Source organism: Brachybacterium sp. FME24, from assembly GCF_014897705.1.
In the GTDB taxonomy this organism is placed as follows: domain Bacteria; phylum Actinomycetota; class Actinomycetes; order Actinomycetales; family Dermabacteraceae; genus Brachybacterium.
This window is the reverse complement of record NZ_JABUXV010000020.1, coordinates 68,782-79,698: the sequence shown is the minus strand read 5'-3', so window position 1 is coordinate 79,698 and position 10,917 is coordinate 68,782. Positions and strand designations below refer to the sequence as shown.

Annotated in this window: 9 protein-coding genes; 7 read left to right on the top strand and 2 right to left on the bottom strand. The window is 69.8% G+C overall.

Annotated elements, in window-relative coordinates; all coding sequences use genetic code 11:
* Nucleotides 1–140 precede the first annotated feature (140 nt).
* The 7 genes from INT51_RS18800 to INT51_RS18770 all read left to right on the top strand — a co-directional run bounded on the left by INT51_RS18800 (nt 141) and on the right by INT51_RS18770 (nt 8,572).
* Nucleotides 141–365, top strand: a complete 225-nt coding sequence (locus INT51_RS18800; RefSeq protein WP_193106872.1) for a hypothetical protein — start codon at nt 141–143, stop codon at nt 363–365.
* 128 nt (nt 366–493) lie between these two features.
* The gene (locus tag INT51_RS18795) at nt 494–1,696 is read left to right on the top strand and encodes a DUF418 domain-containing protein (RefSeq protein WP_304502256.1); all 1,203 of its coding nucleotides are present in this window, start codon (nt 494–496) and stop codon (nt 1,694–1,696) included.
* A gap of 147 nt (nt 1,697–1,843) precedes the next feature.
* Entirely contained in the window at nt 1,844–3,736 is a 1,893-nt protein-coding gene (locus INT51_RS18790) for a beta-L-arabinofuranosidase domain-containing protein (RefSeq protein WP_193106871.1), read from the top strand.
* 255 nt (nt 3,737–3,991) lie between these two features.
* On the top strand, nt 3,992–6,157 hold the full coding sequence (gene helR / locus INT51_RS18785; protein ID WP_193106870.1) for an RNA polymerase recycling motor ATPase HelR: 2,166 nt from the start codon (nt 3,992–3,994) through the stop codon (nt 6,155–6,157).
* 134 nt (nt 6,158–6,291) lie between these two features.
* The gene (locus INT51_RS18780; protein ID WP_193106869.1) at nt 6,292–8,085 is read left to right on the top strand and encodes a glycoside hydrolase family 2 protein; all 1,794 of its coding nucleotides are present in this window, start codon (nt 6,292–6,294) and stop codon (nt 8,083–8,085) included.
* A gap of 89 nt (nt 8,086–8,174) precedes the next feature.
* Nucleotides 8,175–8,390: a hypothetical protein gene (locus tag INT51_RS18775; RefSeq protein ID WP_193106868.1), complete on the top strand. Its 216-nt coding sequence runs from the start codon at nt 8,175–8,177 to the stop codon at nt 8,388–8,390.
* Nucleotides 8,387–8,572: a hypothetical protein gene (locus INT51_RS18770; protein ID WP_193106867.1), complete on the top strand. Its 186-nt coding sequence runs from the start codon at nt 8,387–8,389 to the stop codon at nt 8,570–8,572. Before INT51_RS18775 ends, INT51_RS18770 begins: the two co-directional genes overlap by 4 nt.
* Before the next feature lie 93 nt (nt 8,573–8,665).
* On the opposite strand, the gene INT51_RS18765 is transcribed toward INT51_RS18770, so the two are convergent.
* Nucleotides 8,666–10,201 (bottom strand): peptide MFS transporter, encoded by a 1,536-nt coding sequence (locus INT51_RS18765; protein WP_370540834.1) that lies wholly within the window; start codon nt 10,199–10,201, stop codon nt 8,666–8,668.
* Between the two features lie 148 nt (nt 10,202–10,349).
* Nucleotides 10,350–10,838 (bottom strand): DoxX family protein, encoded by a 489-nt coding sequence (locus INT51_RS18760; RefSeq protein ID WP_226985918.1) that lies wholly within the window; start codon nt 10,836–10,838, stop codon nt 10,350–10,352.
* Between the last annotated feature and the right edge of the window lie 79 nt (nt 10,839–10,917).

Below are 10,917 nucleotides of genomic sequence, written 5' to 3'. Positions count from 1 at the left end.
GCTATCGGGGGCCACCCACCAGTCACTCGACTGACCAACCTCCCTGGACATCACACCTAGCGGATGGAGACGGCTCGACGTCACGACGCCGAGGTGCAGCGATTCCGCTGGTGACCGCGCGACGACCGAAAGGAATGACGATGCCGACGAGGTACTCCAAGGCGCCGGCCTGGAAGCAGATGCGGATATTCGGCACCATCATGCTGGTGATCGGGCTTGTGCTCACCCCCGTGGCGCGACTGACTGCAGCGTCCTTCCTGGTGAGGTTGGGCCCCGGGCTCATCGGGACTGCAGCCCTCATCCTCATCCTGTCGCTGGTGATGTGGCTGGTGGGCCGTCAGCGTCAGTCCGGGGCAGGCGACTAGATCACGTCCCCGCCGTCGACCTCCGCGGAAAAACTGCTCGACGGTGACGGCGCGGGAAGGGAGGCTGGAGCACGACAGGGAGAACGCTCCCGACGATGCCAACGACCACGACAGGGACGTGAACCCCCGTGAGCGACCACCGCCCGCCGCCCTCCACTCTCTCTCCGCCTGCCTCGACGCGACTGCTCGCGCCCGACCTGTCCCGTGGCGTGATGCTCCTGCTCATCGCCATGGCCTACGCCGGGGTCTACGTCGGAGCCTCGTTCGGCACGGACGTCTCCGCGCAGCCGATGCTCGATCGCGCTGCGGCGTTCGCCACCACGCTGCTCCTGGACAATCGCTCCTTCCCGATGTTCGCGATCCTGTTCGGGTACGGACTGGCATGGAGCGTGAGCAGGCGCCGGGAGCGCGGCGTCCCCGACGGCGACATCCGCCGCCGCAACCGCCGACGCGGTCTCTTCCTGCTCCTGTTCGGCGCTCTCCACGCCTTTCTCGTCTTCCCCGGAGAGATCCTCACGTCGTACGGACTGGCTCTGCTGCTGATCGGTGGACTGCTCTTTGCTCCCGTGCGCACCGTTCGGCGGGCCGTGGTCGTCTTCGCGGGTGCCTACCTGGTGCTGGTCCCGCTGTTCGCCGTGGTGACGGCCGTCGGCGGCGAGGAGTTCGCCCCGACAGACGACGCGGCAGGCAGCGTGCTCCCCGGGTACGTCACATTCGTCGACTGGTTCACCCGATTGGCCGGACTGCCCATCACCCCGATCTTCCTGGCCCTCGCCTATCCGTTGTTCCTGCTGGTCGCGCTCGGCTTCCTCGCCGGGAGAGCCCGACTGCTGGACGACCCTGCCGCGCACCGCTCGCTGCTCACGGCGATCACTGTCGGCGGTGTGACGATCTCGGTGTCGGGAGCTCTGCCCTCGGGGCTGATCGCCGTGGGGGCGATGTCGCCCGATCCGGTCACCGAGGGCCTCCTGAACGGTCTGCAGATCCTGACCGGAGTGGTCGGCGGTGCCGGGTACGCGGCGCTGTTCGCTCTGGTCTCGGTGCCGCTCGAGCGCCGACGAGGAGTTCTCGTCGACGCCCTGGCTGCGATCGGGAAACGATCGCTCACCTTCTACCTCCTGAACTCCGTACTGGTCGCGCTGATCCTCCACCCCGATCTCCTGGGGCTCGGCACCCGCTTCGGTCCCTTCGGTGCGCTGATCACCGCCGCCCTGGTCTGGGGAGCCGGGCTCGTCGTGGCGGCGTGGATGGAACGCACCGGTCGGCCGGGTCCGCTCGAGCAGATGATGGGCCGGTTGGTCGACGGGAAGCAGCCGGCAGAGCGCTCTTGAGCCGGGCTCGACGCAGCCGGTTCTGACCAGACGGCGGCACGGACCGGAGATCGACGCCTGATCTGAACCGTGGCCGAGCCTGTCCCGACGACGAGATCGCACCTATCGTGGTGCGGCACACTGCTGCCACCACCCCAGGAGCGATCGATGATGACGCTGCCCGCCGCCGACCCCCACGCCGCCCGACTCCACCAGGCCGCGACGGCGCTGCCGCCCGGTGCGATTCGACCCCGCGGCTGGCTCGAGCGCCAGCTGCGGGCGCAGGCCGACGGCATCACCGGTCGCCTCGAGGAGGTCTGGCCGGACGTGGGCCCCGACAGCGGATGGCTCGGCGGACCCGGCGAGAACTGGGAGCGCGGCCCGTACTACCTCGACGGTCTGGTGCCCCTCGCACACGCCCTCGGCGATGAGGCCCTCCTCGCCACGGCACGGCCGTGGATCGAGTGGATGCTCGGTTCGCAACGCGCCGACGGCTTCTTCGGACCCGCGGCGAACGACGACTGGTGGCCCCGAATGGTCGCGGCCAAGGTGCTGATCCAGCACGCCGAAGCCACGGAGGACGAGCGCGTGGCGCCGTTCCTGCTGCGCTGGCACCGGTTCCAGCACGCGCACCTCCCGCAGCGCCCCCTCAGCGACTGGGGCAGAGCGCGCGGAGCGGAGGACGTCCTGGCGATCACCTGGACCTACCGCGCGACCGGCGAGGCCTGGCTGCTCGACCTCGCGGCCCTCGTGCTCGAGCAGACCTTCGACTGGAACGAGTACCTCACCACGAGCCTGATCACCGGCCAGGCGCAGGTGTTCACCCACTCCACCCACGGAGTGAACGTCGCCATGGGCCTGAAGACCGGCGCCGCCGCGCACCTCCTGGACGGCGATCCGGGACATCGCGACCGCACGGAGACTGCGCTGGCGAACCTCGATCGGTGGCACGGTCAGGCCCACGGTTGGTTCTCCGGGGACGAGTGGCTGGGCGGGAGGGAGGCCACCGCCGGCATCGAGACCTGCCTGGTCGTGGAGATGATGTATACCGCAGAGGTGCTCTCCCGTAGTTTCGGCGACGCTGTGCACGGCGACCGGCTCGAGTCGCTCGCCGTCAACCTGCTGCCCGCCTCGAGCGATCCATGGATGCTCGGCCATCAGTACCACCAGCAGGGGACCCAGCTCGAGGCGTCCGTAGCGCGGCGCAACTGGTCCTACTCGAGCGACGACGCGAACATCTTCGGCCTCGAACCTCACTTCGGCTGCTGCACGGCGAACCTCCACCAGGGATGGCCCAAGTTCACCACCTCGCTCTGGGCGCGTGACACGGATGGCGGTCTGCGCGCCGTCGCCTACGCGCCCGCCACCGTGACCACGCAGGCTGGTGGCGCACCAGTGCAGATCGACGTGGATACCCAGTACCCCTTCGAAGAGAGGATCACCCTCACTGTCACGGGGGACTCCCGCTTCCCGCTGCGACTGCGGATTCCCGCATGGTGCCAGAACCCGCGCCTGGAGATCGACGGCGTGGGGATCGCTGTGCACCCGGGGCCGACGGGCCACGTGGAGCTCGACCGAGACTGGTCCGGGCGCTCGACGCTCATCCTCACGCTGCCGATGCGACCTCGGATCGTGCGCCGTGAACGACAGGCGGCCGCCGTGCATCTGGGACCGCTGGTCATGGTCGCCAGCCCGGGCGAGAGCTGGAGCGAGGTACTGGGAGCTCGCGGTCTCGGGGAATGGGAGATCCACCCCCGCACCACCTGGAACTGGGCTCTCGTCGGCCTCGAGAAGGCGGGGGAGTGGGCCGTGCATCGCGGCGCGATCCCTGAGGCCCCCTGGGCGCTCGGTGACGCGCTCGGCGTCGAGGCCACCGGATGCCGGGTACGGCAGTGGGAGAAGGTCGGTGTCTCGGCCGACGTGCCGCCGGCCAGCCCCGTGCTCGATCACGGTCCGATCCACAGCTTCCGTCTGGTGCCCTACGGGACGGCTCGGCTGCGGGTCATGGAGTTCCCTGTCGCCGGGGCATGGGCCAGCGAGGGAAACGAGCAGGAGTTCTGAGTTCTGGTCGCCGTCGCACCGCAGGCGATCCGGGGCCGCTGGTCGGGCAGTCGGATGATGCTGGGAGCGGCCGCTGGGCACGGGCCGTCGTCCCAGGGCTTCCCTGCCGGTGTCTTTCCTGCGCATGTCTTCCCTGCGGCGTAGCACCAGTCTAATCCGAGGTGGGGGGCTTGCGGCAAGGCCCCCTCCCTGCGCAAGAATCACTCCCTCGTGCGGCCCGGACGGCCCACGAGAACGCACTGCACCGGGGGAGACATGACGCAGACCAGTACTTTCGACCTGCCCGCGCGGCTGGCCCACAAGGCCGCACCTGAACGCACCGGGACCGACGACGACCGCTTCGCGACCATCGCGCAGGCGGTGGCCGCAGACATCACCGAGGTCGAGCAGAACCTCGAGGCAGCCCTCCTCGGCCAGACCGGCGACGCCCAGGGACGAGTCGAGCGCGAGGCGAAGGTCGATCACTTCCGCACGCGCCTGCGCCGACTGCGCAGCGTAGAGCTCGACGCCGTGCTGGGCAGGATGACGCCGGTCGATGGATCCGCGCCGATCTACGTCGGCCGTCTGGCCGTCCACGGCCAGGACGGCAAGCCGCTCCTCGTGGACTGGCGCTCTCCGGTCGCGGAGCCGTTCTTCGCGGCCACCCGCGCGCAGCCGATGGGACTGGCCTCCCGGCGCCGCTACCGCTGGGCCGGAGGCCGGATCCGCGACTACTGGGACGAGACCCTGATCGAGGTGAGCGACGAGGCGCTCGTCGAGTCGGATGCGAGCCCGGACGAGGAATCTGCGCTGCTGGCGGCCGTGAACCGGGCCCGCACCCCTCGGATGAAGAATGTGCTGACCACGATCGCAGCGGACCAGGACGCCATCATCCGGGCCGATGCCCGCCGGCCGCTCGTGGTCGACGGCGGCCCCGGCACCGGCAAGACCGTCGTCGCCCTGCACCGCGCGGCTTACCTGCTGTACAGCGTCCCGCGGCTGCGCGACCGGCGTGGCGGGGTCCTGTTCGTCGGCCCCCACCACCCCTACCTCCACTATGTCGCCGACGTGCTGCCGAGCCTGGGGGAGGACGACGTGCGCACCTGCACCCTGAGCGACATGGTCACCGAGGGAGAGAGCGCTCGCGTCGAGACCGACCCCGAGATCGCGGCGCTCAAGGCGAGCACGCACCTGGTCGACGCGATCGACCCGGCCGTCGGCCTGTACGAGGAGCCGCCGAGCACCCCGTTCCTGGTCGAGACCGACTGGGGATCGGTGCAGCTGGACGCCGAGGACTGGGCCGACGCCTTCGGAGCGGTCGACCCCGGATCCGCGCACAATCTCGCGCGCGAGGAGATCTGGGAGGAGCTCGCCGAGATCATCGCCGGCAAGCTCGCCGACGGATACGACGAGCAACCCGACGCCGCACAGGTGCGCGCGAACCTGGCGTACGAGGAGGACCTCGTCGCCCACGTGCACCGGGCCTGGCCGATCCTCGAGGCGACCGATCTGGTCGGTGATCTCTTCGAGGTGCCCGCCTATCTACGCCGCTGCGCGCCCGACCTCACCCCAGAGCAGGTGCAGCTGCTGCAGCGCACGGACGCCCGAGCGTGGACCGATGCGGATCTGCCGCTGCTGGACGCCGCCCGCCACAGGCTGGGGGACTCCGGGGCCGACGCCCGTCGTCGCCGCCAGGAATCCGCCCAGCGGGAGACCGTCGAAGAGGTCGATCTGCTGGTCGACTACCTCATCGAGTCCGACAGCTCCGACATGCAGGAGATGTCCATGCTGCGCGGCGAGGACCTGCGCGGCGCCCTGGCGGAGAACACAGCGGTGGAGATCGCCGATCCTGATGTGCTCGCCGGTCCCTTCGCGCACGTCGTGGTCGACGAGGCGCAGGAGCTCACCGACGCCCAGTGGGCGATGATCCTGCGCCGCTGCCCCTCCCGCAGCCTGACCTTGGTCGGCGATCGCGCCCAGGCTGCGCACGGGTTCTCCGAGAGCTGGACACAGCGGCTCGCCCGGGTCGGCCTGGACCGGGTGGAGAGGTCGACCCTGTCGATCAACTACCGCACCCCGGCCGAGATCATGGAGCGGGCCGCCCCGGTGATCCGGGCGGCCCTGCCGGACGCGAACGTGCCGACCTCCATCCGGGAATCCGGCCTCCCGGTCCGCCACGGCGCGCTCGAGGAGCTCGACGGGATTCTCGAACAGTGGCTCGTCGCGCACGAGGAGGGCACCGCGTGCGTGATCGGCCACCCCCGCTTCGAGGCCACGCAGCGCGTCCGGGCGCTCACTCCGCAGCTGGCGAAGGGGCTCGAGTTCGATCTCGTCGTGCTCGTGGACCCGGAGTCCTTCGGCGACGGCATCGAGGGGGCAGTGGCCCGCTATGTCTCGATGACCCGCTCCACGCGCGAGCTGGTGGTGCTCACGACGCCCTGAGGCGCCGCGCAGCGCGCCCTCGTCCGTCCACGCCCAGGCCGGATTCCCACGTGAGCGGAGGAACGTGGCAGGCTGGGTCGGCACGTGCCCCACTGTTCCCTTTCCGACCCACCCCCGTTCAGGAGCGATCGACGATGACGCTGCGCGCCAGCACGCACGACGGAACCCACCCCCGCCCCACGATGATGCGTGAGGACTGGACCTCCCTCGACGGCAGCTGGGACTTCACCCACGACGACGACGGCGTCGGCCTCGCCGAGAGGTGGTTCGAACCGGCTCGGGCAGATCGCTTCGACCGCACCATCACGGTCCCCTTCGTCCCCGAGTCCGAAGCCTCCGGGATCCACGAGACCGGCTTCCATCCCGTGCTCTGGTACCGCCGCACGATCAGCGCGTCCTCCACGCCGGGCAAGCGGGTGCTGCTGCACCTGGGCGCCGTCGACCACGAGGCGCACGTGTGGGTGGACGGCCACCTCGCCGGCCATCACATCGGCGGGCAGACCGCCTTCACCTGCGACCTCACCGACCTGCTCGACGCCGGTGACGAGCACGTCGTGGTGGTCCGCGCCTTCGACGACCCGCACGACGTGGAACTCCCGCGGGGCAAGCAGGACTGGCGCGAGGAGCCGCACGGCATCTGGTACCACCGCTCAACCGGCATCTGGCGCAGCGTGTGGCTCGAGACCGTGCCCGAGCAGCACCTCACCGGCTTCCAGTGGAGCTTCGACATGCCCCGCGCCTGCGTCGACGTGAGCCTGCGCCTGGCCCACCGGCCGCGCAGCGGCACCACGGTGCGCATCGCGCTGTCCGCCGGGGGGCAGAGCCTCGGCGCTGTCGAGATCGCCGCTCACGACACCCGGGTCGAGACCAGGGTGGATCTGCCCGCCGTGCGCAACACCCAGGACCGCGATCGCCTGCTGTGGCGCCCCGAGCACCCGACGCTGATCGACGTGACCCTGGAGGTCCTCGAGGGTGGTGAGGTGATCGATACGGCAGCGAGCTACCTCGGTCTGCGCACCACCGGGATCGACCGCGGCTGGTTCCTGCTCAACGGAGAGCCGTACTTCGTGCGCTCCGTGCTCGAACAGGGGTATTGGCCCTCCTCGCACCTGACCGCTCCGACCCTTCAGGCGTACCGCGAGGAGGTGGAGCTGATCAAGGGGCTCGGCTTCACCGCGGCCCGCATCCACCAGAAGGTCGAGGACCCCCGCTTCCTGTTCTGGGCGGACAAGCTCGGCCTGCTGATCTGGGGCGAGACCGCGAACGCCTATTCGTACTCGCCCCGCGCCGTCGCCGCGATCACCTCCGAGTGGACCGAGATCGTCGAGCAGGTGCGCGCCCATCCGTCGGTCGTCACCTGGGTGCCCATGAACGAGTCCTGGGGCGTGCGCGACCTCGCCGACCATGCCCCGCAGAAGGACCTCACCATCGCGCTCACGGCCCTGACGCGCGCCCTGGACCCCTCGCGCCCGGTGGTCTCCAACGACGGCTACGAGCTGACCGGCGGGGACATCCTCGCCCTGCACGACTACACGACGGACGCCGCCACCCTTGCGCGCCGCTACGTCGATGACGCAGCGGTCCAGGAGGTCCTCGGCAGCCGCGGGCCGCTGGGGCGACGTCCCGTGGATGATGCTGCCCAGCACGTCACCGAGGGCGCTCCCGTGATGATCACCGAGTTCGGTGGCATCGCCTACGCCGCCGAAGGCACCTGGGGCTACGCCACCGTGACCACGCCGGAGGAGTTCGAGACGAAGGTCGGCGGTCTGTTCGCGGCGCTGAACGCGAGCCCCGTGCTCGCGGGGCACTGCTACACGCAGCTCACCGACACCCTCCAGGAGGCCAACGGGCTCGCAGGCGCGGACCGTCGGCCGAAGCTGGATCCTGCGGTGATCCGTGCCTTCGTGACGGGGCGCCCTCTGGGCTGATCCCGGTCGACCGGAGGAGGGGCCTGATGCCGGACGACGGATCCAGGTGACCTCTTGGACACTTGTCGAAGAGTTCCTACCCTGACCCTATGGACACAAGCGCCGCTTCACCTGCCCGTTCATCCCTGCGACGGATACAGGTCCTGGCCGTCACGCTCGCCGGCGCGATCGCCGTGGTCTGCTTCGTCGCCTCGATGCTGCTGGACGGAGGCACGGGGGACGGGTTCCGGATCCTCGCATACATCGCCGCCGGCGTCTGCGCCGTGATCGGCGTGAGCTTCGCCGTGGTCGGAGGATCCCGATGATCGTCCTGCTGAGCGTCGTCGGCGCCCTCGCCGTCCTCGCCTTCGTCCTCTTCCTGGCGCTCGGTCTTCTGAAGGGGTGGGGTGATCCGCCCGCCAGGATGCTGCTGCGTATCGCGGGAGGTCTGGGCATCGTGTGCGCCGTGATCGGCGTGCTCCTGCCCGTCCTCGGGACGGACGCCTGAGCAGGCACCCTCGCCACGCATGAGCCGCCCCACCGAGACGGTGGGGCGGCTCATGAGCGCTGAGGCCGTCATGGACCTCGAGCACAGCAGCGGTCAGCGGATCCCGCGCATGCCCTTCTCGACGGGCTTGGCGATCGCCAGCATGATCAGCCCGATCACGATGGTGACCGCACCGAGGATGCCGAAGTAGGAGCCCTCGGTCTCGGCGGAGTAGAACCCCGCCAGTGCGCCGGAGAGCGAGGTGCCCAGGGCGATGGCCAGGTTGTACAGCGCCATCATCATCACCGGGAAGGCTGCCGGGGCCAGCTTGGTCGCGAGCGAGAGTCCCACGGGTGACAGGGACAGCTCGCCGAGCGTGGCCACCAGCATGATCCCGGCGATCCACAGCACCGGCACCGAGGCCACGGGGACCATCGGCAGGAACAGCAGGAACGCGGAGCCCATCAGCATGATGCCGAGGGCGAACTTCTTCGGGGTGGTGGGCTGGCGGGTGCCGAGCGCGGTCCACAGCGCGGCGAACAGCGGTGCCAGCACGATGATGAAGAACGGGTTGAAGGACTGCACCCACGGGATCGGCATCTCCCAGCCGAACAGATCACGGTTCAGCCTCGTGTCCGAGTACAGCGTGATCACGGTGAACTGCTGCTGGAACAGGGCGAAGAAGGCGGCGGTCCCGATGAACAGCGGGATGAAGGCGAGCACTCGGGAACGCTCGTCGGCGGAGACCTTCTTCGACGTCAGCAGCATCGCGAAGATGACGACCGCACCGATCACGGACAGGCCCACCATGATGTCGGCCAGATTGCCCGGGCCCACGACGCCGGTGAGCACGAGGACCAGGATCACCAGGACCGCGGCGAGGGCGATGCCCGCCCAGAGCGGGTACTGCGCACGGGGCAGCGGATCGGGCACGTTGTGCACCGTCGTCGGCAGGTTCTTGCGGGTGAGCACGTACTGGACCAGGCCGATCGCCATGCCGATCGCGGCCAGGCCGAAGCCGAGGTGGAAGCCCCACTCCTTCTGGCCGAGCCCCGTGATCAGGGGGCCTAGCAGCCCGCCGATGTTGATCCCCATGTAGTAGATCGAGAAGCCGGCGTCGCGGCGGGTGTCCTTCACGTCGTACAGCGCACCGACGAGGGTTGCGGCAGTGGACTTCAGGCCGCCTGAGCCGACGCCCACGAGCAGTAGGCCGGCGACGAGCCCGGGCACGCCCGGCACGAGAGCCAGGGCGATGTGCCCCAGCATGATCATCACGGCACTGGCGAGCAGCGTCCGTTCGGGGCCCAGCAGGCGGTCCGAGACCAGGGCCCCGAAGATCGAGAAGATGTAGACCGAGCCGCCGTAGGCGCCCACGATGCCCGCGGCGACCGTCGGATCGATCCCGAGACCGCCCCGGGTGGTCTCGAAGTACATGTAGATCGCGAGGATGCCCTGCATCCCGTAGAAGCTGAAGCGCTCCCACATCTCCACGCTGAACAGGTTCGCCAGAGGGCGCGGCTGACCGAGGAAGGTCCGGCCGGAGGGATTGTGAAGGTCCGCATCCCGGGTGCCGACGGTGGCGCCGCCGCCGTCCCCGCTCGGGAGATCAGGCACGGGTGCGGTCGGCTCGGAAGGGTCTGAAGATTTCACGGTCGCTCATCTTCCGCCACACGGCGGGGGTGCGGCAATGCGAGTCGGGCGGATGTGACCAGTCAGTCGCGGACCGCGTGTCAGAAAAGTCGGGGTTCGCAGGGCTGGAGGACGGTTTCGACCGTCGCCGGACGCCTGGCCGGGAGGGTCAGGACGACGCGCCGGCCGAGGCCGTCGAGGCGGAGCGGGCGGAGGCGCGGCGACGCGAACCGCGCTTGGAGCCGAAGAGGTGATCCAGGGCGAGACGGCCCGGGCCGACGGCGGCGAGCATGAGGGCCGCGGCGCCGAGGGCACCGACCAGCTCCCAGCCGCCCGCGGTGACGAAGATGCCGGCTGAGGCATGCACCAGGAGAGCTGCGACCACCATGTCGATCGCGAGCACGAGGCCCGCGAACCCAGTGAGGAGTCCCAGCACCAGCAGGGCGCCGCCGATGAGCTCGGCGTAGGCGACCACCGGGGCGGCGATCTCCGGCATCGGCACACCCATGCCGGAGAAGCCCTGGGTGGTCGCCTCGAGGCCGTTCTGACCGATCTTCTGCCAGCCGTGCGCCATGAAGACCACTCCGACGACGACGCGGGCGATCAGCAGCAGAGGGTCACGCAGGGGAGCGAGGCGGGGTGTGGACGCAGTAGCCAAGGGGTGTCCTTTCGGGACGGGAGCAGCGACCCGGAGGCCCGGGGAGCCGCCACGATAAATGAACTATCAACCAGTGGTC